The organism is Castellaniella defragrans 65Phen (assembly GCF_000612685.1).
GTDB lineage: Bacteria > Pseudomonadota > Gammaproteobacteria > Burkholderiales > Burkholderiaceae_B > Castellaniella > Castellaniella defragrans.
The window spans coordinates 1,270,306-1,296,321 of record NZ_HG916765.1 but is presented as its reverse complement, the minus strand read 5'-3'; the positions used below and the strand labels follow the sequence as shown (position 1 = coordinate 1,296,321).

20 protein-coding genes and 1 other RNA gene are annotated in these 26,016 nt (G+C 66.4%); 12 read left to right on the top strand and 9 right to left on the bottom strand.

Annotated elements, in window-relative coordinates; all coding sequences use genetic code 11:
• Positions 1-7: 7 nt before the first annotated feature.
• Positions 8-850, bottom strand: coding sequence for a PhzF family phenazine biosynthesis protein (locus BN940_RS05760; protein WP_043686039.1), 843 nt, complete (start codon positions 848-850; stop codon positions 8-10).
• Between the two features lie 264 nt (positions 851-1,114).
• On the opposite strand from BN940_RS05760, the gene BN940_RS05755 reads away from it, so the two are divergent.
• Positions 1,115-1,504: a YciI family protein gene (locus BN940_RS05755; protein ID WP_420864847.1), complete on the top strand. Its 390-nt coding sequence runs from the start codon at positions 1,115-1,117 to the stop codon at positions 1,502-1,504.
• A gap of 360 nt (positions 1,505-1,864) precedes the next feature.
• Here BN940_RS05755 and BN940_RS05750 read toward each other — a convergent pair whose 3' ends face one another.
• Positions 1,865-3,244, bottom strand: a complete 1,380-nt coding sequence (locus tag BN940_RS05750; RefSeq protein WP_277355903.1) for a putative bifunctional diguanylate cyclase/phosphodiesterase — start codon at positions 3,242-3,244, stop codon at positions 1,865-1,867.
• Between the two features lie 13 nt (positions 3,245-3,257).
• Positions 3,258-5,066 carry a methyl-accepting chemotaxis protein gene (locus BN940_RS05745; RefSeq protein ID WP_052355638.1) on the bottom strand — a complete coding sequence of 603 codons (1,809 nt, stop codon included), beginning with the start codon at positions 5,064-5,066 and terminating at the stop codon, positions 3,258-3,260.
• Between the two features lie 257 nt (positions 5,067-5,323).
• Between BN940_RS05745 and BN940_RS05740 the strand changes: the two genes are divergently transcribed.
• Entirely contained in the window at positions 5,324-5,926 is a 603-nt protein-coding gene (locus BN940_RS05740; RefSeq protein ID WP_043681109.1) for a recombinase family protein, read from the top strand.
• Positions 5,927-6,210: 284 nt separating this feature from the next.
• Here the strand turns inward: BN940_RS05740 and BN940_RS05735 are convergent, their stop codons facing one another.
• Positions 6,211-6,720 carry a hypothetical protein gene (locus BN940_RS05735; RefSeq protein ID WP_043686030.1) on the bottom strand — a complete coding sequence of 170 codons (510 nt, stop codon included), beginning with the start codon at positions 6,718-6,720 and terminating at the stop codon, positions 6,211-6,213.
• An 88-nt stretch (positions 6,721-6,808) separates the two neighbouring features.
• Between BN940_RS05735 and BN940_RS05730 the strand changes: the two genes are divergently transcribed.
• From BN940_RS05730 to BN940_RS18835, 5 genes are read left to right on the top strand one after another with little or no spacing between them, the layout of a single operon-like run.
• Complete coding sequence (locus BN940_RS05730) at positions 6,809-8,641, top strand: N-6 DNA methylase (protein ID WP_043681106.1); 1,833 nt, start codon at positions 6,809-6,811, stop codon at positions 8,639-8,641.
• Positions 8,638-9,933, top strand: coding sequence for a restriction endonuclease subunit S (locus tag BN940_RS05725; RefSeq protein ID WP_043681103.1), 1,296 nt, complete (start codon positions 8,638-8,640; stop codon positions 9,931-9,933). Before BN940_RS05730 ends, BN940_RS05725 begins: the two co-directional genes overlap by 4 nt.
• On the top strand, positions 9,930-12,872 hold the full coding sequence (locus tag BN940_RS05720; protein ID WP_043681101.1) for a type I restriction endonuclease subunit R: 2,943 nt from the start codon (positions 9,930-9,932) through the stop codon (positions 12,870-12,872). The genes BN940_RS05725 and BN940_RS05720 overlap by 4 nt, the downstream gene beginning before the upstream one ends.
• Positions 12,869-13,231 carry a M48 metallopeptidase family protein gene (locus BN940_RS18350; RefSeq protein ID WP_084330536.1) on the top strand — a complete coding sequence of 121 codons (363 nt, stop codon included), beginning with the start codon at positions 12,869-12,871 and terminating at the stop codon, positions 13,229-13,231. The genes BN940_RS05720 and BN940_RS18350 overlap by 4 nt, the downstream gene beginning before the upstream one ends.
• Positions 13,221-14,492: a hypothetical protein gene (locus tag BN940_RS18835; RefSeq protein ID WP_148304895.1), complete on the top strand. Its 1,272-nt coding sequence runs from the start codon at positions 13,221-13,223 to the stop codon at positions 14,490-14,492. The genes BN940_RS18350 and BN940_RS18835 overlap by 11 nt, the downstream gene beginning before the upstream one ends.
• 339 nt (positions 14,493-14,831) lie before the next feature.
• On the opposite strand, the gene ssrA is transcribed toward BN940_RS18835, so the two are convergent.
• Positions 14,832-15,196, bottom strand: a transfer-messenger RNA (tmRNA) gene (gene ssrA, locus BN940_RS18345).
• 113 nt (positions 15,197-15,309) lie between these two features.
• Here ssrA and BN940_RS05705 point away from each other — a divergent pair.
• From BN940_RS05705 to BN940_RS05695, 3 genes are all read left to right on the top strand, one after another.
• On the top strand, positions 15,310-16,176 hold the full coding sequence (locus tag BN940_RS05705; RefSeq protein WP_052355637.1) for a M90 family metallopeptidase: 867 nt from the start codon (positions 15,310-15,312) through the stop codon (positions 16,174-16,176).
• Positions 16,177-16,353: 177 nt separating this feature from the next.
• Entirely contained in the window at positions 16,354-17,025 is a 672-nt protein-coding gene (locus tag BN940_RS05700; RefSeq protein ID WP_043681085.1) for a dienelactone hydrolase family protein, read from the top strand.
• A 197-nt stretch (positions 17,026-17,222) separates the two neighbouring features.
• The gene (locus BN940_RS05695; protein WP_043681082.1) at positions 17,223-17,558 is read left to right on the top strand and encodes a hypothetical protein; all 336 of its coding nucleotides are present in this window, start codon (positions 17,223-17,225) and stop codon (positions 17,556-17,558) included.
• A gap of 207 nt (positions 17,559-17,765) precedes the next feature.
• On the opposite strand, the gene BN940_RS05690 is transcribed toward BN940_RS05695, so the two are convergent.
• Positions 17,766-18,629, bottom strand: a complete 864-nt coding sequence (locus tag BN940_RS05690) for a pirin family protein (RefSeq protein ID WP_043681078.1) — start codon at positions 18,627-18,629, stop codon at positions 17,766-17,768.
• Between the two features lie 94 nt (positions 18,630-18,723).
• Here BN940_RS05690 and BN940_RS05685 point away from each other — a divergent pair, with 94 nt between their 5' ends.
• Entirely contained in the window at positions 18,724-19,632 is a 909-nt protein-coding gene (locus tag BN940_RS05685; RefSeq protein WP_052355636.1) for a LysR family transcriptional regulator, read from the top strand.
• A 149-nt stretch (positions 19,633-19,781) separates the two neighbouring features.
• Here the strand turns inward: BN940_RS05685 and lipA are convergent, their stop codons facing one another.
• Positions 19,782-20,768, bottom strand: a complete 987-nt coding sequence (gene lipA / locus BN940_RS05680) for a lipoyl synthase (protein ID WP_043681075.1) — start codon at positions 20,766-20,768, stop codon at positions 19,782-19,784.
• 210 nt (positions 20,769-20,978) lie between these two features.
• Here lipA and BN940_RS05675 point away from each other — a divergent pair, with 210 nt between their 5' ends.
• Positions 20,979-22,616 (top strand): glycosyltransferase family 39 protein, encoded by a 1,638-nt coding sequence (locus BN940_RS05675; RefSeq protein ID WP_084330535.1) that lies wholly within the window; start codon positions 20,979-20,981, stop codon positions 22,614-22,616.
• A gap of 106 nt (positions 22,617-22,722) precedes the next feature.
• On the opposite strand, the gene BN940_RS05670 is transcribed toward BN940_RS05675, so the two are convergent.
• Complete coding sequence (locus tag BN940_RS05670; protein WP_052355635.1) at positions 22,723-24,807, bottom strand: putative bifunctional diguanylate cyclase/phosphodiesterase; 2,085 nt, start codon at positions 24,805-24,807, stop codon at positions 22,723-22,725.
• Between the two features lie 278 nt (positions 24,808-25,085).
• Complete coding sequence (gene ribA, locus BN940_RS05665) at positions 25,086-25,733, bottom strand: GTP cyclohydrolase II (protein WP_043681069.1); 648 nt, start codon at positions 25,731-25,733, stop codon at positions 25,086-25,088.
• Positions 25,734-26,016: the final 283 nt, after the last annotated feature.

Here is a 26,016-nt window from a genome sequence, read left to right as displayed (position 1 = left end):
CTACGGCCTACAGCGTCACCCGGCCCTCGATGCAGGTGACGACCTCGCCCCCCACCCAGATGTCTTCCCCCGATTTCCGGACGTGCACGCGGCCCGCCCGGCCCAGCGCCGTTCCCTGCGCCGCCACGTAGGACTCCGGCGCGCGGCCGCAGCCCATCAGCCACTGGGCCACGCCGGCGTTCAGGCTGCCCGTGACCGGGTCTTCCGGAATCCCCAGCCCGGGCACGAACGCGCGCACCTCGAACTGCGCCTGCGTACCGTCCACGGCCGGATCCCAGGGCGCGACCACGCCCACCTTGAGATCGCTCAGAATGGCCGCATCGGGGCGCAGTTCCAGCACCCGCCGGCGCGTGTCCAGCAGCACCGCCAGCCAGCCCGGGCCGTTGTCCACCCACTGCGCCGCGCGGATCTCGCCGATGGCCAGGCCCAGCCCCGCGGCGATGCACGGCCAGAGCTCGGCCTCGACCGGACCGGAACGCGCCAGCGGCGGCGCCGCGAACGCCACCCGCGACCCATCGCGGCGCAGCGTGATCAGGCCCACCGGGCATTCCTGGACGATCGTGTCGCCACGCGGCCGGCCCCCGCCGGCCAGCCACACCGCGCAGGCGCCCAGCGTGGGATGCCCGGCGAACGGCAACTCGCCGCCCGGCGTGAAGATCCGCACGCGGTAGTCCGCCTGCGGCGCCGTCGGCCGCAGCAGGAAGATCGTCTCGCTCAGGTTCGTCCAGCGGGCGAACGCCGCCATCCGGGCCTCGTCCAGCCCGTCGGCGCCGATCACCACCGCCAGGGGATTGCCCTTCAGGGGCTCGCTGGCAAAGACATCCACTTGCTTGAAATCGAAGATCGGCATGATGGGCGGCGCCATGGGGCGATGAGAGAAAAGGTTTCCAATTCTCGCATCAAGTCGGGGTCGCGCGCATCCGGCACGCCGGCCTGGATCCGGAAGGTGACGGACCGGAGGGCGTCCGATCGGGACATGCCGGCATCCCGGACCCGCTGATTCAGATCCTGCCGGAGCAGCCAAACCTGCTACATTTGCGGCGCGTGGCGGACGGGAACAATCCGGTCCCAGAGGAACGAAGCCGGCCCCCTCTCCGACCCGGGTCTGGTCCGCATGGATCGTTTGGTCTACCTGAGTCGTCTGGCCCGCCCAGCTCACCCAGCCCTCCGCCGACACCCCCAACCACCCCACTCGTCGAGCATCCCGATGTTCATCGTTTCGATCACCTACACCGCCCCGCTGGAAGCAATCGACGCCGCCTTGCCGGATCACGTCGCATTCCTGGACCGCCACTACGCAGCCGGCGTCTTCATCGCCTCGGGGAGAAAAGTCCCCAGAACGGGCGGCGTCATCCTGGCCGCGGCGGCCAGCCGGGAGGCGCTCTCCGCCCTCCTGGCCGAAGACCCGTTCTCCCGGAAGGGGCTCGCCACCTACCAGGTGGAGGAATTCATTCCTTCCAAATCGAGTCCGGACATACGGAAGTTCTTCGACGCCGGAAAATGAAAGCCGGGGCCGCGCGGCGGCAAAGCCGCGCGGCCCGGGCGGGCACCCGTGCCGCGATTCTCCAATACGCGCAGGGGCCGCGCGGTCGCAATGGCCGCGCGTTCACACGTTCACGACGGCCGCGGATATAGGGTTCGGAGCAGCAGCATGATCCTCGGATACACGATTCTTTACGTCGCCGACCCCGACGGCCATCTGGTGGAAATCTGCGCGCCGGTCCGCTAGCCCATCGGCGATCCCGACAGCGGCGGAGACGGGCGCCATCCGGGCGGCGGCGGGTGCCATCGGGCGGAGCGGCCCGCCCGCACGGGAATCTTCTGGCCCGTGCGGATTTTCGATGGCCCACACATTTCCGGAGGCCTACCTGGGTGCTTCGTCATCGCGCCCGAGGTCCGAACGAGGCCCGCGCAAGCCGCCCCGCGCCGCCACCCAGGCCGCGATGGGCATGGGGCGGGCCTTCCAGAAGCCCTGCACGGCGTCGCAGCCATGCTCGAACAGGAAATCGGCCTGCTCCTTCCTTTCGATGCCCTCGGCGACGGCGCGCAGGCCGAGCTGCCGCGCCATGCCCAGGATCATCCGGATGATCGCCTGGCTGTCGGCATCCTCGGGCAGGCCCTGGATCTGGCTCTTGTCGATCTTCAGCTCGTCGATGGGCAGCCGCCTGAGATAGGTCAGGTTGGTGAAGCCGGAACCGAAATCGTCGATGGAAAAGCGGATCCCCAGCCCATTCAGTTCCTTCATGCGCCGGGCCGCGATCTCCAGGTCGCCCAGCCAGGCTTCCTCGGTGATCTCGAATATCAGGCGGTCGGCCGCGGCCCCGCTGCGCGCCAGGACCTCCCTGACCGAAGCGATGAAATCGGGCCTGAGCAGGCTGCGCGGGCTGACGTTGACGGAGACCGGGTGGTGCAGCCCGTGCCCCTGCAGCAGCACCAGGGTGTCGCAGGCGACTTCGAGCGACCAGCGCAGCAGTTGCGGCATCAGGCCCGCCTCCGTGGCGACGGGAATGAACAGGGCGGGAGAAATGCCGCCGCGCGCCGGATGCGTCCAGCGCGCCAGGAGTTCCGCGCCCACGACCCGGTCGTCCCCGTCGAATTGCGGCTGCAGGTGCATGCGCAATTCCGAGGCGTCCAGCGCGGCGGCCAGATCCCGCTCCAGGGACCGCCGTTCCTTGAAGCGCGCCCGGATGCAGGCATCGAACAGGACGACGCAATCGCCTCCCTTTTCCTCCGCCCGGTGCAGGGCCATGCCCGCCTCCTGCAGCACCTGGCTGATTTTCGCGTTGCGCCCATCGAGCATCGTCAGTCCGATGCTCACCTGGATCGAGATCGAGGCGTCTCCCGCCTGGAACGGCTTGCCGATCAGGACGGCGCGCAGGGCCTCGGCCATGTCCAGGGCGTTCCGCGCCGCGACGGCCGGGTCGGCGCCCAGCAGGGTCAGCAGGACCATGAACTCGTCGCCATTGGCGCGCGACACCTTGTCGTGCGGCCGCAGAACCGCATTCAGGCGCTGTCCGATCTCGCGCAGGATGCGGTCCCCCACGTCCAGGCCATACGTCTCGTTGATCTTGCGGAAGTCGTCGATATCCAGCATCAGGACGGCCCCCAGCCCGGTCCGGTTCCGGGCGAGATCCGCCAGGGCCTGTTCCATGTGCCCGATGAGCATCTGGCGCTGCGGCAAGCCCGTCAAGGAATCGTAGAACGCCGCGGAATGAGCCCGGTGAAGGAACGCCGCTCCCTGCATGATGGCGGCGCCTTCAGAACTCGGCCCACTCGCCGGCCGCTGCGCCGGCCCGTCCCGGCCGCGGTGCGGGCAGCGCCGCTGCGGCCGGCCGGACAGCGCCTCGCGCACGCCCGTCTTCCGGGCGCAGGACCGGAGACGGCTGCCCGCCGCGCCCGGCGATGGCGGGTAAGCGGATCGGCCGCGCATCGGCCAGCGCGGGGCGGACCGCGCCATCGGCGGCATCCGCGCCCCGCCCGTCCGGGCGCCAGGCGGCGCCTCCGTCCGGCTCACCCCGGGAAGCGTCCAGCCGGAAGGTGGAGACCAGTTGCGCCAGCGCGTCGGCCTGCTCCCGCAGGCTGGCCGCCGCGGCGGCCGATTCCTCGACCAGGCTGGCGTTCTGCCGGGTGACGTCGTCCATCTGGGTGACGGCCGTGTTGATCTCCTCGATGCCCGTCGTCTGCTCGCGGCTGGCCGCGCTGATTTCGCTGATGACCCCGGTGACGTGGCCGATGGCCTCGACGATCTTCCGCATGGAAGCGCCCGCGAGGGATGCCTGTTCGTCGCCCTTGGCCGTGGCCTGCGCGGAGCCGTCGATGAGGAGCTTGATTTCCTTGGCCGAGGCGGCGCTGCGCTGCGCGAGCGCCCGCACCTCGCTCGCCACCACGGCGAAGCCACGGCCCTGCTCGCCCGCCCGCGCCGCTTCCACGGCGGCGTTGAGCGCCAGGATGTTGGTCTGGAAGGCGATCGAGTCGATGACGCCGATGATCTCGGCGACCTGCCGGGACTTGTCGTGGATTTCGCTCATGATGCCCACGAGTTCTCCGACGATGGCGCCCCCTTCGGTGGCGGTCCGGGCGGCGTTGTTCGCCAGGGTGTCCGCCTGCTGGGCATTGTCCGCGCTCTGGCGCACCGCCGCGGTGATTTCCTCCATGGTGGCCGCGGTCTCGGCGAGGGAGCTCGCCTGCTCTTCGGTGCGCGAAGAAAGATCCACGTTGCCCGCGGCGATCTGCCCCGCCGCCGAGGCGATGGTGTCCGCCCCGGTCTGGACCTCGCCGACCGTATGCCGCAGCCCTTCGACCATCTCGCGCAGGGCCTGCTCAAGGCGCGCGACCTCGTCCCTGCCTCGCGGCTCGATATCCCGCGTCAGGTCGCGCCGCGCGACGCTCGCCCCGAGCTCGACCGCCGCACGCAGCGGCCGGGTGATGGACCGGGCCACCCGCCAGGCGAACAGGGGACCGAGAATCAAGGCCAGGATCGCGCCGGCGGCCAGCAGGAAAAAGCTCTCGCGGGAGGCCTGCTGGTTCTCCGCGTTCAATTCGTCGATGTGGTCCTGCTGGAATCGGGAAACCTGCTCGACGGCCTGGTGATACCGGGCCACGGCGCCGGGAAATTCCTGCTCGAAATACGCCTGGGCTCGGGCCGGGTTCCCCGCGTCCAGGTCCTTGAAGGCCTGGCTCCACCCACTGGCATAGCCGTCCCGCGCGGCGAGCGCCTGGCGGTACAGGGCGAGCACCTCGGGCCTGCGGATGGCGGCCTCCACCCGCTGCCGGATTTCCGCCGTGCGCCGGGACGCCTCATCGAACGCCTGTCGGTCGGCGGCAACCGCCCCGGCATCGCCGGACCGGACATGCGCCGCCGCGACCCGCAGCATCCCGGCGGACTCGACCTCCGCCTTGGCCCACTGCTCGACCAGGAAACCCACCTTGCTGCGCGTTTCCATCTCCGCCGAACGTTCCTGGTTCGCATGCAGCCCCCAGGCGCCGTAGCTCGCTATCAGCAGCAGCAACAGCGTGAAAAGGCCAAAACCCAGCGCCAGCCGGGTGCTTATCTTGATGTTGCGCATCTGCTTCTCCTAGGCGAGCCCGCCTCCCACCCTCTCCGGGCATTACGAGCGGCTCGGTGGTTCAACGTTCCGGCGAAACCCGGCCGCAGTACAGGAAACGGTGGTTTGATGCATTCGTCCCCAGGATCCGTGTCGGCAGCGCACAGCCCATGTGAATTGGATTGTTTTCCTATGCAACAACTGATTCACCATGTTAGATTTCTGGGACCTCGGCTGGTGTATGGAAAACCACCGTTTGTTGTACATTTCGCCCCACGATGAAAACAGAAGCAGCCACCGGACGGCGTCTCGGATACGCCCGGGTCTCGACGGACGAACAGCACCTGGATCTGCAACTCGACGCGCTCCTTCGCACAGAGGTGCGGAAAAGCGACATCTACACCGACGTGGCGAGCGGCAAGAACGCGGAGCGCGCGCAGCTCGACGCCTGCTTCCAGGCGCTGCGCCAGGGAGACACGCTGGTGGTCTGGCGGCTGGACCGGCTGGGCCGCAGCCTGCCGGACCTGGTGCGCATCGTGAGCGACCTGGAGACGAAGGGCGTCTGTTTTGAAAGCCTGACCGAACGGATCGAAACCGGCAGCGCATCCGGCCGGCTGATCTTCCACGTCTTCGCGGCCCTCGCCGAATTCGAGCGCAACCTGATCCGGGAGCGCACGCAAGCCGGCCTCGTCGCCGCCCGCGCCCGGGGGCGGCACGGCGGCAGGCGCCCCAAGCTGAGCCGCCGCCAGACGGAAGAAATCGTCGCCATGATCAAGGCGCGCAGCATGCCGGTGGCCCAGATCGCCGCGCGCTACCAGGTGTCCCGCACGACCATCTACAACGTGGCGCAGCGCGCGCGGACGGCGGTGTCGCCGGCGTGATGCGCGGAGCGCCCCGGGGCTTTAAACGGCCGCGCATGAAAAAACCCGCCACCCGGCTTGACCGGATGGCGGGTTTGAAATAGCTGGTGGTGGGGTGGAACCCTGCGCCAAACCTATGTAACTCAGCTCCTTAGAACCGCTGCGAACTCCTGCGGAAAGGTGGGGAATCCAGCCCTTGTTGCCGTCAATCCTGCCAGTTCCGCCTGGGCGAGGTCATCAGCGAAGCGCATCAGACGGGACGCCGGTTCGATTCCCATTTGCGGAATTGAACCCGCGTCCGCTTATCAGTCAGACGACCACAGCCTTTCGTCGTCGTGAGTCGCCATCCAGAAGTCATCGAACAGCGCCAGCTTGGCTTCATTGGCCGTCGGGTATGTCCTCAGACCGAATCGGTCCCCGATCTTGTAACCCCAGCGCCCCGTCTTCGTCGGATACACCACCAGGTTGTGGCCTTCGAGGTTGAGGAAGCTGTTGCCCTTGGCTGACCTGCGCCAGGTACGTTGCAGCCAGCGGGTCCGTCGTGCTGCCCGATTGCGCAGCCTGGCCTCACGCCGTTTCGGTCCCTCGTAGTCGTCGGTCATCTTCTCCGCGCAGACGCAGCCAACTTCGAGGTGCTCGTGCAGATCCGGGTGCTCCATGACGTGGACGTAGCGGATCTTCTCGTTGCCGCACATCTGGCAGGTGGCGTAGTCGGTTTCGTCTGCCGGTTCGCCGTCGGCCCTCAAGTCGATGACATCAACACACGTCCACCCCTTGCGCGGCACGCCAGCCGCGTCCCATCGGTTCCCGCTCATGCCTGCTCTCCTATTCCCGGAGGCGGTGGTGCACTCCATCGCCAAATTCTGCTTGACAAGCGAGTAGAATATAACAAACATAGCAGACATGACAAAACAAAACGATTTTCCAGCGATACTCCGTGCCACTCGCGCAGCCCTCAACCTGACCCAGGAGCAGCTTGCTGAGCGCCTGGGCGTCTCATTTGCTACGGTCAACCGATGGGAAGGTGGCGGCAATAAGCCCCAGCGTGCCGCGCAGGAGACCATCCTCGCGCTGGCGCAAGAGGCCGGGGTCGAGGGCGCAGATAGTCCCCCGCCTGCCGAGGCCGCCGCGCAAGTAACGCGGCGTCGCGCCGGACGGGCGGCTGCTGCCACGCCCACCACCAAGCCGATGGAGCGGATGCTGTGGGATGCCGCCTGCTCGATCCGGGGCGAGAAGGATGCGGCCAAGTTCAAGGACTACCTGCTGCCGCTGCTCTTCCTGAAGCGGCTGTCCGACGTCTTCGACGACGAGATCGAGCGGCTGGCCGAGGAGTATGGCGACCGCGCCACCGCCCTGGAAATTGCCGAGTCCGACCACTCGCTCTTGCGTTTCTACCTGCCCCCGGAGGCGCGTTGGGCGGTGATCAGCGGGCGTGAGTCTTTCGACTGGCCGCTGGACGACCGTGGCCGCCCGACCGCGCCCCGGGACATCGGCGAGCACCTGACCAAAGCCGTGCGCGCCGTGGTCAAGCAGAACCCGACGCTCTCCGGCGTGATCGACGTGGTGGACTTCGCCGCCGAGCGCAATGGCGAGCGCGACATTAACCCGGCCAAGCTGCGCGGCGTGGTCGAGACGTTCTCCGACCCGCGCTACCGCCTCGGCCTTGCCGACGTGCAGCCCGATTTTCTTGGGCGCGCTTACGAGTACCTGCTGCGCAAGTTCGCCGAAGGCTCGGGCCAGAGTGCGGGCGAGTTCTTCACCCCGACCGAGGTCGGCTTCCTGATGGTGCACATCCTGCGGCCCAAGCCCGGTGAAACCTGCCACGACTACGCCTGCGGTTCGGCGGGGCTGCTGATCAAGCTTCAGCTCGTCGCCCGCGAACTCGACCCAACCAGCCGCGTGCCGCTCAAACTCTCCGGCCAGGAGTTGCAGGCAGAAAGTTACGCCGTGGCGCAGATGAACGCCATCATCCACGACATGGAGGTGGAGCTGGCCCGGGGCGACACCATGATCAACCCCAAGTTCCGCGAGGCCAGCGGCAAGATCCGTGGCCACGACATTGTGGTGGCCAACCCGATGTGGAACCAGCCGTTCTCGGCAGACCTGTTTGCCAACGATCCGTTCGACCGCTTCCGCACGGCGGGCGGCATCACCAGCGGCAAAGGTGACTGGGCATGGCTGCAGCACACGCTGGCCTGCCTGGATGACCATGGCCGCGCCGCCGTGGTACTCGACACCGGCGCGGTGACGCGCGGCTCCGGCTCCAAGAACGAGGACAAGGAGCGCAACATCCGCAAGTGGTTCGTCGATCAGGACCTGATCGACGGCGTGATCCTGCTGCCCGAAAACCTCTTCTACAACACCACGGCGGCAGGCGTCATCGTGGTGCTGAACAAGCGAAAGCCTGCTGCGCGCAAAGGCAAGATCGTCCTGCTCAACGCCAGCCGTCACTTCCAAAAGGGCAAGCCGAAGAACTACCTGCCCGAGGAAGACATCCGGCCGCTCGCCGCGATGTACCTCAAATGCGAGCCGGTCGAGGGTGAGGTGGCTGTCATCACAAAACAGCAAGCTCAGGAGGCGGATTACAACCTGAGTCCGAGCCGCTGGGCAGGGCAAAGCGACGATGCTTCGCATCGGGACATGTCGCATCTGATTGCCGAATTGGCTGAGCTAGATGCGAAAGCATCCGAAGTGAACAAGGTGCTCTATCAACTGCTTTCCGGGGTGGGCAAATGAATGAACTCCCGAAAGGCTGGACTGTGGAACCATTCAGTCAGATAGCCAGCTATACGACTGGCCGCACGCCAGCGCGGGCAAACCCTGCGTATTGGGCAAAAGGGGAGCGTCAGGTGCCGTGGGTGGCAATTTCCGACATGGAGCAATACGGCACCATCGTCGAGACAGCTGAATCTGTCTCCGCACTTGCGTTTGAGAGTGTGTTCCGTGAACGCATCGTGCCTGCGGGCACTCTCATCATGAGCTTCAAACTAACCATTGGGCGAGTGGCGACGCTCGGCATTCCGGCATGTCACAACGAAGCCATCATCTCGATTTTTCCACGGGAAGGTGTAGATCAGCGTTACTTGGGCTATTTCCTCTCGCAGGTTGATTACACCGATCATCAAGACCGTCAGATCAAGGGCAACACGCTCAACCAATCCAAGATTGACCAGATTCAGGTCGTCCTTCCTCCATCCAATGAGCAGTCCCGCATTGCAGATGTTCTCGACAAGTGTCGGCTTGGCATCAATACGGAACGTGCAGCGGAGAAAACAGCCGAGGAACTCAAGCGTGCTTGCATGCACGAACTGTTCAGACGTGGTCTGCGTGGCGAACCTCTGAAAGAGACTGAGATCGGGCCGGTTCCGGAGAGTTGGGAGGTCGTGCCGCTGGGATCGCTCGGAAAGATTGGAAATGGCTCAACGCCAAAGAAGACTGTGCCGGCCTACTGGAACGACGGAACGTTTCCATGGCTTACCAGCGCAAAGGTTTATGACCGGGAAATTGAGGTTGCAGACCAGTTCGTGACCGACGTTGCACTCGCCGAATGCCACTTACCTCGTGTCCAGCCTGGAGCAGTACTCATGGCAATCACTGGACAAGGCAAGACACTGGGGCACTGTGCAGTTCTCAGGATTGAGGCGAGCATCAATCAGCACATCGCCTACTTGCAAACAAACACTGAGCGAGCCGAGCCCGGTTTCATTCGAGGCTATCTCGAAACACAGTACGAGTACCTTAGGCAGGTGGCGTCAGGCGGTGGTAGCACGAAAGGAGCGTTGACGTGTGCTTTCTTAAAGGGCCTGCCGGTCCCGCTGCCCCCGACACTTGATGAACAGCGCGAGATCGTCACCGTCCTGGACGCTCTCGACCGCAAGATTGGTCTGCATCAGCAAAAGCGCGGTGTGCTGGAAGAATTGTTCAAGGCGCTAATGCACAAGCTGATGACCGGCGAGATCGCTGTGTCGGATCTGGATCTGTCGGCGCTGTCCATGGCCTCGACGCAACATGAGGAGGCCACGGCATGAGCACACTCAAGATCAGCGAAGCCGGCACAGTGCAGTTCCCGATGGTGAAGCACGCGGTGGAGATCGGCTGGGCGTCGATTACGCCGGAGGACGCACGCACCAAGCGCGGCGGCGAGGCGGGCACCTTCTTCCGCGACGTGCTGGAAGCCAAGCTCGCCGCGTTCAACCCATGGATGTCCGCTGACGCCGTGCGTTCGGTGGTGGAAACCTTGGACGCGCTGCCGGCCACCATCGAGGGCAACCGCGAATTACTGGCCTGGCTGCGTGGGGAACGGCAGTGGTATGACGAAGCCGAAAAGCGCCACCGGCCAGTGACGGTGATCGACTTCGAGCACGTGGCAGACAACGCCTTCCATGTGACGTGGGAGTGGAAGATCAAGCCGCCCGCGCGCAAGGGCAACCGGGCCGACGTGATGTTCGTCGTCAACGGTGTGCCGGTGGTGATCGTCGAGCACAAGAACCCGAAGGATGGCGACGCCATCGAGCGTGCCATCAAGCAACTGCGCCGCTACGAGCTGGAAACGCCGGAGCTGTTGGCGACGACTCAACTGTTCAACGTAACGCACCTGCTCGATTACTGGTACGGCGTGACCTGGAACGCGAACCGGCGCGACATGGCGCGCTGGAAGCAGGCGCCGGAGGAAACCTACCGCTTCGCTGTGCAGGCCTTTTTCGAGCCGACCGACTTCCTGCGCACACTGCAGCACTGGATCTTGTTCTATGTGCAGGACGGCGAGACGCGCAAGTCGGTGCTGCGCCAGCACCAGCGGCGCGCCATCGACGCCATCCTTGACCGCTGCGCCGACCCAGGCAAGACGCGTGGGCTGGTGTGGCACACGCAGGGTTCGGGCAAGACCTTCACGCTGCTGACGGCGGCGCGCCAGATCCTGGAGGACAAGGCGCGCTTTGCCAACGCGACGGTGATCCTGGTGGTCGACCGCACGGAGCTGGAAGGCCAGTTGAAGGGATGGGTGGAGCGCCTGCTGGGTGAGATGCAGCAGCAGGACATCGCGGTTGAACGGGCCAACAACAAGGCCAAGCTGCAATCCCTGCTGGATGCTGACTTCCGGGGCCTGATCATCTCGATGATCCACAAGTTCGAGGCCATCCGCAAAGACAGCTGCCTGCGCGACAACGTCTATGTGTTCATCGACGAGGCGCACCGGTCGGTGGCCAAGGACCTCGGCACCTACCTGATGGCGGCAGTGCCCAAGGCCACGATCATCGGCTTCACTGGCACGCCGATAGCGCGCACGTCGCAGGGCGAAGGCACGTTCAAGATCTTCGGCACGCAGGATGAGTTGGGCTATCTGGACAAGTACTCCATCGCCGAGAGCATCGCCGACGAGACCACGCTGCCGATCAAGCACGTGATGGCGCCGAGCGAGATGACGGTGCCCGCCGAACGGCTGGACAAGGAGTTTTTCGCGCTGGCTGAAAGTGAAGGTGTGACCGATGTCGAGGAGCTGAACAAGGTGCTCGACCGCGCGGTAGGGCTGCGCACCTTCCTGACGGCGGACGACCGCATCGAGAAGGTGTCGGCCTTCATCGCGGAGCACTTCATGGAGAACGTGCTGCCGCTGGGCTACAAGGCCTTTGTGGTGGCTGTGAACCGGGAGGCCTGCGCCAAGTACAAGAAGGCGCTGGACAAGCTGCTGCCACCCGAGTGGACGGCACCGGTCTACACCGAGAACTCCGCCGACGTCGTGGATCGGCCGCTGGTGGCCGAACTGCAGCTTTCCGACGAGGCTGAGGAGCAGGTGCGCCTGCTGTTCAAGAAGCCCGCCGAGAACCCGAAGATCCTGATCGTCACTGACAAGCTGCTCACCGGCTACGACGCGCCGCCGCTGTACTGCCTGTACCTCGACAAGCCGATGCGCGACCACGTGCTGCTGCAGTCGATTGCGCGGGTGAACCGGCCCTATGTGGACGCCAACGGTGTGCAGAAGCGTGTCGGCCTGGTGGTCGACTTCGTCGGCGTGCTGCGCGAGCTGAAGAAGGCGCTGCAGTTCGACTCCAGCGATGTCAGCGGCGTGATCGAGGATCTCGATGTGCTGTTGCAGGACTTCCTGCAGCGCATCGAGCAGGCCAAGAAGGACTACCTTGAGTCGGACGCCAGCGGTACGCCCGACGAGCGACTCGAACGCCTGGTGTTTGGCCGCTTCCTCACGCCCGAGGCGCGCAAGACCTTCTTCGAGAGCTACAAGGAGATCGAGGCGCTGTGGGAAATCCTCTCGCCCGACCCGGCGCTGCGTGACCACATCGCGACCTACAAGCAGCTCAGTCAGCTGTATGCGGCCGTGCGCAACGCCTACGCCGAAAAAGTCGGGTTCGTTGCTGACCTGGCCTACAAGACGCGGCGTCTGATCGAGGAAAGCGCCGAGCAACATGGTCTTGGGCGATTGACCAAGACCGTGACCTTTGACGTGGCAACCCTGAAGTCGCTGCGCGGTGAGGATGGGTCAGATGAGGGTAAGGTGTTCAACCTCGTGCGTGGTCTGCAGCACGAGATCGACGAGGACCCTGCCGCTGCCCCGGTGTTGCAACCGCTGAAGGATCGTGCCGAACGCATCCTGAAGGATCTGGAAGAGCGCAAGACGACCGGTCTGGCTGCGATGGACCAGCTGGCGGCGCTGGCTGCCGAGAAGGAAGCGGCCATGAAGGCGGCGCGCGACAGCGGCCTGTCCGCCAGAGCGTTTGCCGTCGCCTGGGTGCTGCGTGAGGATGCGGCTGTCAAAGCGGCGGGCATCGACCCCATGACGCTGGCCAAGGACGCCGAAGAGTTGCTCGGGCGCTTCCCGAATGCCTCGGTCAACGCCGACGAGCAGCGACGGCTACGTGCATCGCTCTACAAGCCCCTCCTCGCGCTGGCGCAGGACGAGCGGGCGCGGGTCGTTGATCTGGTGGTGCGGCTGCTGCTCACGGAGGGCGGCGAATGAAGTCGTCCCAGTACCCGGCGCAAGACTTGCGACGCCGCGCACTGGCCTGGGCGGTCAAGCTGAAGGTGAATCCTCGAGTGGTTCGGGTGCAGGAGATGCGCAGGAAGTGGGGTTCCTGTTCATCGGCGGGAACCGTCACCTTGGCTACGGACTTGCTCGACCAGGATGAGCCTTTCCAGGATTACGTCATCGTTCATGAACTGCTTCACCTTCGTTACGCGAACCACGGGAGGATGTTCAAGGCGCTGATGAGTGCACATGTCCCGGGTTGGCGAACCATCGAGCAACGCCAGATAGGTGATGCAGATGGCGCATCCGTTCAGCGGCTCTCTCGCAAACCGAACGGTCATGCCAGATGACGATGCAATAAAAAAAAGGATCTGCTGCAATGCGTTTCATCGCCGGCCCGCTCAACAAACAACTGCTCCAGAACCTGCTGGGCGAGGTGATTTTGTTAGGCAACACACATATCGATCTTCTACCTGTCAGATGCCTAAAACCGAACAAGTTCTCAGCATTTTTCTGGCGAGCCCAGGTGATGTCAGCGATGAGCGCGGCCGCGTTGACGCATTCGTAGATGAATGGAACAACCTGTGGAGTGAGGACCTTGGAGTCCACCTGCGGTTAGTTAAATGGGAAACGCATGCCTATCCCGCAGTGGGCGCTGATGGGCAGGATGTTATCAACACCCAGATTGGCGAGGAATATGATTTATTCCTTGGGATCATGTGGAAGCGGTTCGGGACGCCCACGGGTAGGGCTGCATCAGGCACCGTCGAAGAATTCGAACGCGCCCTAGCGCGATATCGGGCAAGCGGGAACCCGCAGCTGATGTTCTACTTCAAAAAGGTGGACTCGGACGCTGGCGACAACGCAGCACAACTGCAAGCCGTCCAACAGTTTCGAGACCGGCTCGCGAAGAAAGATGGTGTCCTCTACTGGGATTTCGTAAGCCCTGACCAGTTTGGCCAACTGGTTCGAGTGCATCTTACACGCCATATTCAGAACTGGTCTAAGCGCTACCGGCAACGTCCCGAAATAGCGCCAGCAGCGCAAAGTGACTTGGCGAATCGGTTCAACGGCTATCTCAACAACTCCAAGAAACAGAGCGGTGTCCTTTCCGCCATCATCCTTCAATTCGCCAAAATCCATCGCGCATTCATCATCGAAAACAGCCGACGAGCGGCTAAGGTTCGGGCCATGTCCGACGAACAGCTAACTGCAGAATTCCAAATGCTGTCCCTCATCGAAATGGCAAATGCGATGAATCGCTATGCGGATGCGGCTGAAAGGTTTGAAACCAGTTTCATTTCTGAGTTTTCCATATTCGTCGAAGGCGTCCTGGGAGCCGCCGCCATCTCTATCGCTTTTCCTGCCGTCCAAACCAAATCACTGAGTCAAATGCTCGTCAGGCTTCGCAGAGAGCTTCATCCAGTATACGGGGAGATGGGAAATTTCATAGCTCAATTGGCGAAGTGCAGGCCCCAATTGAGTGGCCAGATGCTAACCGCCAACGAACGCAGCATCGCTGCGCTTGGAAGATTCCGTGAACACGTGAGGTTCGGTGAACGCATGCTCCTTGAGTCGGAGAATCTATTTAATGCCAAGCATCGCCCCTGAATTTATGTATGCGTCCTGCGGCGCTTAGGATGATCGCCTGCTTTTGGCCGTTTCAGGCCATGTCGGCAAAGTGGCCAGCCGCAGTGTGGGTTTGACCTGTCCCTGCTTACCAGTACTCAACCACAACCCACCCCACGCAATCCCGCATGAACCCTGGACGTGACCTCGCGAACGCTCGCGAGCCCAGTAGAGAAAAACCGAGGGCAGAGAGGCGAGAAGGGGCGAAAACGGGGCGGTGAGCATACCCACCGCTCGCGAGGCCATGCCCGGAAACCGCGCCAACATTGGCGTTTCAGCCAAAAAAAATCCCAACCGGTTTCCGGTTGGGATTCAGTAACTTGGTGGAGCCGGGGGGAATTGAACCCCCGTCCGCAAGCCCTCCGCAAGTAGCTCTACATACTTAGTCGGCCTATTTTGAGTTTTAACCTTGGATCATGCCGGACGACAGGCCCTTCCTCGGCGATTCGCACTGATTTAAGACCCGACCCAGCGACCTGGTCGAGCCCGATTCCCTGTGAATGACGCTGCTGTGGGTTTGACCCCACCCGACCCAGGGACAAGTCGGTGCAGCGGCTCACCGCTTAAGCGGCCAGAGCGAAACGCTCGTCGTTGGCGTTTGTAGTTTTCCAGTGGATTTACGAGCGTACTGGTGCTCGGTATGCACTATCCTGTTTTGCGACCCACGTCGAAGCCAAATCGGCCCCAGGACTCCTTATTGTACAGGCATTTTTCGGATAATGAAATTACAATCGGGGGCCATGAGGACGTTCCGCCACACTGCCCCCGCCCTGCCGGCCCCATCATCCAGGACCCCGCCATGCTGCGCTGGCTGATGGGGCGCGACGCCCGCGAACGCGAACTGGAGCAGGCCCTGGCGTCCCTGAACGCGCGCGTCTGGCCGCCGCTGCTGGCGCGGCATGGCTTCCTGCGCGGCCTGAACGAGCAGGAAACCGAGACCCTGCGCCGCCACACGGCCTGGCTCCTGGCGAACAAGGCCTTCCACGGCGCCCACGGCCTGCGGGTGACGCCGGACATGCGCCGTTCGATCGCGGTCCAGGCCGCCCTGCCGATCCTCGGGCTGGACACCTCGCTGTACCGGGGCTGGACGCAGATCGTGGTCTATCCGGGCGGCTTCCTGGTGTCGCGCGCGGAAACCGACGAGGCCGGCGTGGTCCACGAGTACGTGCAGGAAACCTCCGGCGAATCCTGGGAGGGCGGCCCGGTGATCCTCTCCTGGGAAGACGCGCGCGCCGGGACGCAGGCGCAGGCGAACGTGGTGATCCACGAATTCGCCCACAAGCTCGACCAGCGCGACGGGGGCGCGGACGGCATGCCGGGGCTGCGCGCGCACCGGGACCTGGACCCGCGCCACTGGCGCGAGGTGCTGGAGCGCACCTTCGACGATTTCAACGACTGGGTGGACGAGATCGAAGCCCTCATCCCGCCCGACGTGGATCCGGAATCCGACGAGGCCGCCGGCTGGTACGCGGAACTGCCGCTGGACCCTTACGCGGCGCAGGACCCGGCGGAATTCTTCGCGGTCAGCTCGGAAAGTTTCTTCATCGAGCCCTGGGCCATGGCGGCGGCCTGGCCGGACTGGTATGCGCTGCTGGTGCGGTATTATCGGCAGGATCCCCTGCGGCGTCTGGAAGACGCCGGCGTGCCGCGCCCCGTCCGTCCCTGACACGGCCGCCGGCAACCCGCCCGGCACCATCCGGGCGACCGGCCCGCACGCCGAGGCGGCCCGGCCCGATCCAGCCGCGCCCGCCCGGACGCCGGGCCGGCGGGCGGATAAGGACGGCAGGTCCGGGGCGTCAGGGCCCGGACGGCAGAACCCACCTCCACCGAAAGGAACCCGAACATGGACATCACGCTCACGGCCGCCGACGGCCACTCGTTCGCCGCCTACCTGTGCGGCCCGGAAGACGCCCGCACGGGCGTCGTCGTGCTGCCGGAAATCTTCGGCATCAATGGACACATCCGCCAGATGGCGGACCGTTTCGCGGCCCAGGGCTACCGGGCGATCTGCCCGTCCCTGTTCGACCGGGCGCCGGGCGTCGGCACCGGCCTGCAGCTGGACTACGACGATGCCGGCCGGGACCGCGGCATGGCCCTGCGCCGGACGATCCGCGACGAGGACGCCCTGCTGGACATCGAGGCGGCCGCCGCCGCGCTGAACGGCCAGGCGGCGCGCCTGGTGACGGGCTATTGCTGGGGCGGCTACCTGTCCTGGCGCACCGCCTGCCTGAGCGACACCTTCGCCGCCGCCTCCTGCTGGTATGGCGGGGGCATCGCGCGCCACGCCCACGACACGCCCCGCATCCCGGTGCAGATGCACTTCGGCGGCAAGGACGGCTCGATTCCAGCTTCGGACGTGGAGACGATCCGGGCGGCGCAGCCCGGCCTGCCGATCCACGTCTATCCGGAAGCCGGCCATGCCTTCGGGCGCGAAGGCACGAAGGCCCACCATCCGGCCTCGGCGGCGCTGGCCTGGGAACGGACGCTGGCGTTTTTCGCCCAGTACGCGGCGTGAACCGGGCCACGGCGGCCGCGCCGCGATGCGCCGCCTGCGGGCCGGGCATCCGGCGCGCAACAAACGTGTGGAGTTGTTCCAGCGCGGCCGCAAAAGCCGGACGCCGGTAGCTTTTTGAAGCGACTGTGCGCCGGGCCTCCACATTCCGGAGGCCCCGGCGCGCCACAATGAGGCAACTCGATCCGCAGGACAATCACATGAAGAAAGGCATCGTTGCGGCGGCCCTGCTCGCCGGCGCGCTGATGGCGGGACCGGCCGCCCATGCAGGCGACGTGGACGTCGGCATCTCCATTGGCATCCCCGGCTTCATCTGGGGCGGCCCGGCCTACTATCCGCCGCCTCCGCCGCCGCGCTACTACCATCACCGGCCGCGCGTGGTCGTGGTGCCCCAGCCCGTGTACGTGCCCGGCCCCGGCTACCGCCAGGGCTGGGTGGACCGCGGCCACTACGACCGCCACGCGCAGCAGTACCAGTACCGCAAGGAAAGCTGGAAGCGCGACCGCGGCCATCGCGGCCGCGGCTGGGACGACTGAATCCGGGAGCTGAATCCCGCAGCCCTGAATCCGGGGGCTGAATCCCAGCCCCGGCTTCCGGACCCGAGCCGCGAGCCCGAGTCCCGGGCCCGAGTCCGCGCCTGAGCCCCGGGCCTGAGTCCGAGCCCGAGCCTGAGCCCCGGGCCTGAACCCCAGAGCCGGCCCCGCAAACCCGGAGCCGGACCCCGGCTGCCGCCCGGACCCGGATTACTGCGCCAGCACGCCGTCCCGATAGTCGCGCAGGGCCTGCTCGATTTCCTCGGCGGTGTTCATGACGAAGGGGCCGTACTGGGCGATGGGCTCGTTCAGCGGCTTGCCGGCCAGCAGCAGCACGCGCACGCCCTCGTCCGAGCCGGGCGCGGCCGCGACGTGCAGAGTCTCGCCCCGGTTGTCGTACCAGACGGTATGGCCGGCTTCGACCGCGCGGTCGCCCGCCGCCAGCCGGCCCTCGAACACGTACAGCAGCGCCTGATGGGTCGCCGGGACGGGAATGTCCACGAACTGCCCGGGCATGACGCGGATGTCGGCGATCAGCGGCTGGGTCGCGGGATGCCCCTCGCCCGGTCCCTGCAAGGGGCAGGTGGCCCAGGGAATCGTGCCGGCGATCAGCTTGATGAAGCCGCCTTCGGGCAGCCCCGCCGTGGCGATGGACCCGGCCGGGATGTCGCGGTAGTGGGCGGGCCGCATCTTGTCGGCCGCGGGCAGGTTCAGCCAGATCTGGAAGCCGCGCAGCAGGCCGTTTTCCTGCTGCGGCATTTCCTCGTGGATGATGCCGCGCCCGGCGGTCATCCACTGCACGCCGCCGGCTTTCAGGTCGCCTTCGTTGCCCAGGTGATCGCGGTGGCGCATGTGGCCGTCGACGATGTAGGTCACGGTCTCGAAGCCGCGATGCGGATGGGGCGGAAAGCCGGCGATGTAGTCGTCCGGGTCGTCGGAGGAAAAGGCGTCCAGCATCAGGAAGGGGTCCATGCGGCATTGCCGCTGCTGCCCCAGCGCGCGCAGCAGGCGCACGCCGGCGCCGTCCTGGGTGGGCTGGGCGGGGAGAATCCGGGTGATGGCTCGATGGGACATGAATCGGCTCCAATGAAGGGATGCCGTCATTATGGGATCGTATAATTAGATCAACAACCGTATAATCCAGCGTGTTTTTATCTATAAATTAGATATGAACGAGATCATCCCGCTCGCCTGGTGGCAGGCCCTGCTGGCCGTGGTGGACCAGGGCGGCTATGCGCAGGCGGCCGAATTCCTCGGCAAGAGCCAGTCCGCCGTCAGCTATTCCATCCAGCGGCTCGAAGACCAGCTGGGCCTGCGGGTGTTCCGCACGGAAGGCCGGCGCGCCGTGCCCACCCCCGCCGGACAGGTCCTCCTGCAGCGCGCCCGCCTGCTGGTGGACCATGCCCGCAGTCTGGAATCGTCGGCGCGGGAGCTGGCCGCCGGCCGCGAATCGCTGCTGCGCCTGGCGGTGGATGCGCTGTTTCCCGAATGGCTGCTGCTGCGGGCCTTGGCCGCATTCAGTGCGGACTGCGGCTCGACCCGGATCGAGGTGCTGGAAACCGTCCTCAGCGGCACCGACGAAGCCCTGGTGCGCCGCGAGGCCGACCTGGCCGTCACGCCCCGCATCCCGCAGGGCTTCAGCGGCGAGCCGCTGCTGCGGGTCCGCTTCGTGGCGGCCGCCGCGCCCGATCATCCGCTGCACGCCCTGGGCAGGCCGGTGGCATGGGCCGACCTGCGCCGGCACCGGCAGCTGGTGGTGCGGGATTCGGGGACGCGGCGCCAGGACGCCGGCTGGCTGGACGCCGAGCAGCGCTGGACCTTCAGCCATCTGTCCGGCTCCATCCGCGCCGCCTGCGCCGGCCTGGGCTTCGCCTGGTATCCCGAACTGCGCATCCGCGACGAGCTGGCCGACGGCCGGCTGCGGCCCCTGCCGCTGGCCGAGGGACGCCACCGCTACGCCACGCTGTACCGGGTGTTCGCACGGCCGGAATTCCCCGGCCCCGCCTGCCGCGAGCTGGCCGACATCCTGGAACGCCTGACCCGGGAACAGGCCGGAGACGCGGCGATCCCGGAATGAAGACCCCGGAACGGGAATCCCCGAATGAAGATCCCCGAATGAAGATCCCCGAATGAAGATTCGGAAATGAAGACCCCGGACCGGGAATCCCGGCCGGAAGGTCCCGGACCGAAGGCCCTCCATCGGCTGGAGGACCCCCGGCGCGCCGCTCAGAGGCCGACGTTGTCCCTTTCCAGGACCTGTTCGGCGCGGTAGCTGGAGCGCACCAGCGCGCCGGACACGACTTCGCGGAAGCCCTTGGACAGGCCCAGGTCGCGGTAGGCGCGGAACTGCTCGGGCGTGACGAAGCGGCGTACCGGCAGGTGGTTGGCCGTGGGGCGCATGTACTGGCCGAAGGTCAGGATGTCGACGTTGGCGGCGCGGATGTCGTCCATCGCCTGCTCGATTTCCTCGTCGGTCTCGCCCAGGCCCAGCATGATGCTGGTCTTGGTCAGGGTCTGGGGGGCGTAGGCCTTGGCGTGGGCCAGCACGTCCAGCGTCTGGCGGTAGCCGGCGCGCGCGTCGCGCACCTCGTGGGTGAGGCGCTCGACGGTTTCCACGTTCTGGGCGAAGGTGGTGAGGCCGGCGTCCAGGATCTTTTCCACGCAGCCGTGGTCGCCGCGGAAGTCGGGCGTCAGGGCCTCGACCGCGGTCTTGGGCGAGCGCTCGTGGATGGCGCGGATACAGGCGGCATAGTGGCCCGCCCCGCCATCCAGAAGATCGTCCCGGTCGACGGAGGTGAGCACCACGTACTTGAGCTGCATCAGCGCCACCGCGTCGGCCACGCTGGCGGGCTCGCCGTGATCCAGCCAGCCGTGGGGATTGCCGGTGCTGACGGCGCAGAACTTGCAGGCGCGCGTACAGACCGAGCCCATCAGCATCAGGGTGGCCGTGCCCCGTCCCCAGCATTCGGCGATGTTGGGGCATTTGGATTCGGCGCAGACCGTGTTCAGCTTGTGCGTCTCGACGATCTCGCGGACTTCCTGGTAGCGCTGGCCCGAAGGAATGCGCACCCGCAGCCACGCGGGCTTGGGCGCGGAATCGGGAATCTCGGTGAGCTCGCTGGGACGCATGCCGTCCTTGACGGCCTTGGTGCCTTGCGGGCTGATGAATTTGGACCCCGAACGGGCGCGGATGATGGGGACTTCGGTCGTCATGGAAAACCTGCGGGAAAGGATCGGATCGGACGCCCGTCACCCCCGGCGGACGTCTCTGCGGATAGTACCATGCGGCCCCGCGCGCGCCGCGCTGTCCGACCCGGCGGTGCGGCCATACGCATTATTCCGTACCGGCATGCATTATTCCGGACCATTTCGAGCCATTGCGGACTGTTTCGCCCCGCCGTTCCGCCCGGTATACTCCCCGCCATGCTGCCGGCCGCCCCCCCGAAGATCCCCCTGCTCGCCCGTCCGCCCGGCGCCGCGCTGGTGCTGCTGTGCCTGCTCTGCATGGTGGCGCTGTGGACGGTGCTGTGCGCCCTCAGCCATTCGGCGCCCGACCTGGACGGCATGGAAGAACTCGTCTGGGCCGCCAGCCTGGAACTGGGCTACACCAAGCACCCGCCCCTGCCCTCCTGGTTCATGCACCTGGCCACGGAACTCCTGGGCCGGCCCGTGTGGCTGCCCTTCCTGATGGGGCAGGTGTTCTCGGCGCTGGGGCTGTGGTTCGTGTGGCTGCTGGGCCGCGAGATCACCACGCCCCATCGGGCGCTGATCGCCACCCTGCTGGTCTCGGCGACCGCCTACTTCTCGCTGCGCGGCACGATCTACAACCACAACACGGCGCAGCTCTGGTCGATCACCGCCTCGATCTGGCTGTGCCACCGGGCGCTGCGCGGCGGCCGGCTGCGCGACTGGGCGCTGCTGGGCGCCGTCGGCGGCCTGGCCATGCTGACCAAGTACAGCGCCCTGATCCAGTTCGCCGCCTTCTTCCTCTACGCGCTGCGCAGCGGCGCGCTGCGCCGCCCGGCCACCTGGGGCGGCATCGGCGTCGCCGCGCTGGCCTTCCTCGCCGTGCTCGGCCCGCACCTGTGGTGGCTGGAACAGCACCACTTCGAGCCGCTGCGCTACGCCGACGCCTCGCTGCGGGCGGGAGGGCGGCTGGCCGCCCTGAAGGACCTGCTGGACTTCACCCTGGATCAGGCCGGGCGCCTGACGCCCATGGCGCTGATCCTGATCGCCTGGACCTTCTGGCGCAGGCGCCACGGCGACCGGGCGCCGGGCCACGCGGCCAACGACGAACGTTTCGCGGCGGCGGTCACCGCCCCGCGCTACTGGCGCGAGCTGGCCGCCGGGGACCGGCAGTTCCTGCTGTGGGTCGGCCTGGCGCCCTTTCTCAGCACGGTGCTGGTCTCGGTGGCGCTGGGCTCGCGGCTGGAGGCGTCCTGGGCCAGCACCTTCTTCGTGCTGTTCGGCTTCTACGGGCTGGGCTGGCTGCGCGGGCCCGAGGCGGTGCAGCTGCGCCGCATCCTCATCCTGGCGGCCGCGCTGCACGTGCTGATGGCCGTCGGCTACGCCGCCGCCCGGGGGCCGATCGCGCAGATGACGGGCTACGCCGCCCGCTCCACCTACCCCGGGCCGGAACTGGCGGCGCACGCGCTGCGGCACTGGCGCGAGCACCAGCCCGGGCGGCCGCTGCGCGTGGTGGTCTCGAACACCTGGCTGGGCGGCAACATCGCCGTGCACGTCGGCCCCGAGACCCGGGTCTGGATCGACGCCAGCGACGAACAATCCCCCTGGTTCGCTCCGGGGACGGCCCTGCGCTGCGGCGCGCTGGTCGCCTACAGCGAACGCGGGCGCGCCGTGCCGGTCCCCGCCGTGCGGGCGCTGGTGGACGCGGCGCCGTGGAAAGGCGTGGACGAGGTGCCCTGGTCCGGCCCCAAGGGACCGGTGATCGACCTGCACTGGGCCGTGCTGCCCGCCACGCCCGAGTGCCTGCAAAATGCGCGGAACGGCCCGGCCGCCGGCGGACCGCGCAACCAGGCGGCCGGCATGCAGGGCGATTGAGGCCGGGAGCCGGCCGGCAAAAGCGACGGTCCGCCAGACGCGCCCGGCCGCCGAACGCAGCGGAGCCGAGGAACGCCGGACGGCCGGAATTCAGAACGTCAGAACGTCAGAACGCGGAATGCACGCCCGGCCGCAGGTCGGTGCCGTTGGCCAGCAGCGGCTCGAAGTCGATGGGCGCCAGCGGCCGCGCGAACAGGTAGCCCTGGCCGTAGTCGCAGCCGGCGGCGGCCAGCAGCTCGTATTGCTCGCGCGATTCGATGCCTTCGGCCACCACCCGCAGGCCCAGCTTGTGCGCCAGCAGGATGACGGCCTCGCACAGGGCGAGGTCGGGGCCGTCGGGGGTGAGGTTGGCCACGAAGGACTGGTCGATCTTGAGGAAATCGATGTTGAACTTGCGCAGGTAGGACAGCGAGGAATAGCCGGTGCCGAAGTCGTCGAGCGCGACCTGCATGCCGGCGTCGCGGAAGGCGTCCAGCTGGCGCTGGATGCGTTCGTCGCCGGAATCGATCAGCAGGCCCTCGGTGATTTCGATGATGACCTGGCGTGCCGACAGGCCCAGGGTGTCGAGGTGGTTGCGCCAGAACACGTGGTCCAGCCCCTCGTGGCGCAGTTGCGCGGGGGAGATGTTGACGCTGACCTGCATGTCCAGCCCGTACACGCGGCGCCATTCGGCGACCTGGCGGGTGGCCTCGCAGAAGACCCAGTCGCCGATGGAGCGGATGATGCCGGTTTCCTCGGCCAGGGGGATGAATTCGTTGGGCGACACCAGCCCGCGCACCGGATGATGCCAGCGCAGCAGGGTCTCGGCCTTGGTGATGCGGCCGCTGGCGAGATCGACGATGGGCTGGAAGTCCAGCGAGAACTGGTTCTGGCCCAGCGCCAGGTGCAGGTCGTTGACCAGCCGCATGCGGGTCTGGGCCTGCTCCTGCATCGACAGCGTGAAATAGCAGCTGCGGTTGCGGCCTTCGGCCTTGGCGGCGTACATGGCCTGGTCGGCGTTGTTCAGCAGCGATTCGGCGTCGGCGGCGTCGTCCGGGTAGAAGGTGATGCCGATGCTGGTGGAGATGAAGACGGTCTCGACGCCCAGGCGGAAGGGCTCGGCCAGCCGGCGCAGGATGTTGCGGGTCAGGCGCTCGACGTCGCGCGGCTCGCGGATGTCGTCCAGCAGGACGGTGAACTCGTCGCCGCCCAGCCGGGCCACGGTATCGCTCTGGCGCACGCAGCCGCTGAGCCGCCGGGCGGCTTCCTTCAGCAGTTCGTCGCCCATGGCGTGGCCCAGGGTGTCGTTGATTTCCTTGAAGCGGTCCAGGTCCAGGAACAGCAGGCCGGTGCGGCTGCCGGTGCGCCGGGACTTGCGGATGCTCTGCTCCAGGCGGTCGTGGAACATCTGCCGGTTGGGCAGGTCGGTCAGGCGGTCGAAATTGGCCTGCTTCCAGATGATGGCCTCGGCCTGCTTGATCTCGGCGATGTTGGAGAAGATCATCACCCGGCGGTGGACTTCGTCGTCCGCCCCGTAGGACGTGTTGATGCTGAGCCATTCGGGGTAGAGCTCGCCGTTGGCGTGCTGGCCCCAGTGTTCGCCCTGCCAGCTGCCGGTCTCCATCACCGCGCGCCACATGGCCCGGTAGAACTCCCGGTCGTGGCAGGGGGAATTCAGGCAGCGGACGTGCCGGCCGATGACTTCGGATTCGGGGCGCCCGCGCAGTTTCACGAAGGCGGGGTTGACGTCCAGGATGAAGCCTTTGGGGTCCAGCACCAGCATGCCCTCGCTGGTGCTGCGGTAGACCAGGGAGGCCAGCTCGGCCTGGCGGTCGGCGTCGGACAGCCCCGCCCGGCGCGGACGCATGACGTACAGGTGGCTGTGGCCGGTGGGCGACGGGATGTGCGTGGCGGCGCCCGTGAGCATCAGGGGCTGGCGCTGGCGGTCCAGGCCCTGGCCGCGCCACGGCAGGGTGTTGCGCATGCCGGGCTGGCGCAGCCGCAGATTGATTTCGCCCACGTCGGGCAGCAGGTCTTCGACGGGCAGCCCGATGGCCGCGCCCTTGCGGTAGCCGAACAGGCGCTCGGCGCTGCGGTTCATGTAGACGATGGCGCCATGCGTGTCGGTGGCCAGATAGGCATCCTGGGAATAGTCCCCCAGCCGGATCAATGCCAGGATGTGGGAACGGTCGGCGTGTTCGGGCGGAAACAATGCGGCGACGTCAGGACCGGGGGCCTGTGCATAAAGAGGGACTGGGGGCTTGAGCAGGGGAAACATCACACGAGCGCGGGTGGATGTAGATCAGTCGTCACGATGGAGTCCGCTGAAAAGAACCTGCAACTTATCGGTTTTTAACATGGCGGCGATTCCGGCCACCATCGGTATTATCCATGACGCCCGTCCCCGGGCCGGTCCATGCCCCTGACGGCAACATCATTGTTCGGGCAGAGCTCGCCCGGGCATCCCTGAACTGAAGGCGGCGCCGGCGTTCAGGGGGCTTCGCCGAAGTATTCCTTGAACCGGTGGCCCAGCTTGCGCGCCTTGGTGCGCAGGTACTGCTCGTTGTAGGGATTGCGGTTGACCTGCAGCGGGATGTGCTCGGCGACCGCGATGCCCAGGTCCCCCAGCACGCGCTCCTTGCGCGGGTTGTTGGTCATCAGGCGCACGCTGCGGATGCCGAAATGGTCCAGCATGGGCCGGCACAGGTCGTAGCGGCGCATGTCGGCCGGGAATCCCAGGCGCTCGTTGGCCTCGACCGTGTCGGCGCCCTCGTCCTGCAGCTGGTAGGCGCGGATCTTGTTCAGCAGCCCGATGCCGCGGCCTTCCTGGCGCAGGTACAGGAGGATGCCGCGGCCCTCTTCCGCGATGCGCTGCAGGGCGGCTTCCAGCTGGGCGCCGCAATCGCAGCGCTGGCTGAACAGGGCGTCGCCCGTCAGGCATTCGGAATGGATGCGCGCGAGCACCGGCGCGTCCCCGAACGGCTCGCCCAGCGTCAGGGCCACGTGCTCCTTGCCCGTGGCGGGCTCGGCGAAGGCGTGGATCCGGAAGACGGCCCAAGGCGTGGGCAGCTGGCTGGAAGCGACATATTCGAGGATGCCGCCGTCCGCGACAGGCGCGGAACCGGAAGGGGAGGACATGGGGAACACATCGGGGAAGGAATGGAACGGGCTATAGAGTAACACTCCCGTGCGGCGGCCCGGTGTTCAAAAATCCGCCCGGGCCATTCAATACTTTTCTCCCCCTCCTCCCTAGCCTGGACATTTCGTCAGCAAGCCTGGTGAAGTGATTTTCGGGTGGTCAGGCTGCTCCGGCGACGCGGCGGCGGGGATCGGCGGCATGGGAAGCGTTTTTTCAGTGCCGCAGGCGCAATTCCCCCTACCCCCGTTGTTTTATAGCGTGCCGGGGCAGCACTTTCTCGGC

Excerpts from the sequence above, each read along its gene's own strand:
- BN940_RS05740 (WP_043681109.1), top strand. The coding sequence starts at position 5,324 with ATGAAAACAGAAGCAGCCACCGGACGGCGTCTCGGATACGCCCGGGTC.
- BN940_RS05675 (WP_084330535.1), top strand. The coding sequence starts at position 20,979 with ATGCTGCCGGCCGCCCCCCCGAAGATCCCCCTGCTCGCCCGTCCGCCC.
- BN940_RS05760 (WP_043686039.1), bottom strand. The coding sequence starts at position 850 with ATGCCGATCTTCGATTTCAAGCAAGTGGATGTCTTTGCCAGCGAGCCC.
- BN940_RS18835 (WP_148304895.1), top strand. The coding sequence starts at position 13,221 with ATGCCAGATGACGATGCAATAAAAAAAAGGATCTGCTGCAATGCGTTT.
- BN940_RS05755 (WP_420864847.1), top strand. The coding sequence starts at position 1,115 with ATGGATCGTTTGGTCTACCTGAGTCGTCTGGCCCGCCCAGCTCACCCA.
- ribA (WP_043681069.1), bottom strand. The coding sequence starts at position 25,733 with ATGTCCTCCCCTTCCGGTTCCGCGCCTGTCGCGGACGGCGGCATCCTC.
- lipA (WP_043681075.1), bottom strand. The coding sequence starts at position 20,768 with ATGACGACCGAAGTCCCCATCATCCGCGCCCGTTCGGGGTCCAAATTC.
- BN940_RS05685 (WP_052355636.1), top strand. The coding sequence starts at position 18,724 with ATGAACGAGATCATCCCGCTCGCCTGGTGGCAGGCCCTGCTGGCCGTG.
- BN940_RS05720 (WP_043681101.1), top strand. The coding sequence starts at position 9,930 with ATGAGCACACTCAAGATCAGCGAAGCCGGCACAGTGCAGTTCCCGATG.
- BN940_RS05695 (WP_043681082.1), top strand. The coding sequence starts at position 17,223 with ATGAAGAAAGGCATCGTTGCGGCGGCCCTGCTCGCCGGCGCGCTGATG.
- BN940_RS05745 (WP_052355638.1), bottom strand. The coding sequence starts at position 5,066 with ATGCGCAACATCAAGATAAGCACCCGGCTGGCGCTGGGTTTTGGCCTT.
- BN940_RS05735 (WP_043686030.1), bottom strand. The coding sequence starts at position 6,720 with ATGAGCGGGAACCGATGGGACGCGGCTGGCGTGCCGCGCAAGGGGTGG.
- BN940_RS05690 (WP_043681078.1), bottom strand. The coding sequence starts at position 18,629 with ATGTCCCATCGAGCCATCACCCGGATTCTCCCCGCCCAGCCCACCCAG.
- BN940_RS05730 (WP_043681106.1), top strand. The coding sequence starts at position 6,809 with ATGACAAAACAAAACGATTTTCCAGCGATACTCCGTGCCACTCGCGCA.
- BN940_RS18350 (WP_084330536.1), top strand. The coding sequence starts at position 12,869 with ATGAAGTCGTCCCAGTACCCGGCGCAAGACTTGCGACGCCGCGCACTG.
- BN940_RS05750 (WP_277355903.1), bottom strand. The coding sequence starts at position 3,244 with ATGCAGGGAGCGGCGTTCCTTCACCGGGCTCATTCCGCGGCGTTCTAC.
- BN940_RS05705 (WP_052355637.1), top strand. The coding sequence starts at position 15,310 with ATGCTGCGCTGGCTGATGGGGCGCGACGCCCGCGAACGCGAACTGGAG.
- BN940_RS05725 (WP_043681103.1), top strand. The coding sequence starts at position 8,638 with ATGAATGAACTCCCGAAAGGCTGGACTGTGGAACCATTCAGTCAGATA.
- BN940_RS05700 (WP_043681085.1), top strand. The coding sequence starts at position 16,354 with ATGGACATCACGCTCACGGCCGCCGACGGCCACTCGTTCGCCGCCTAC.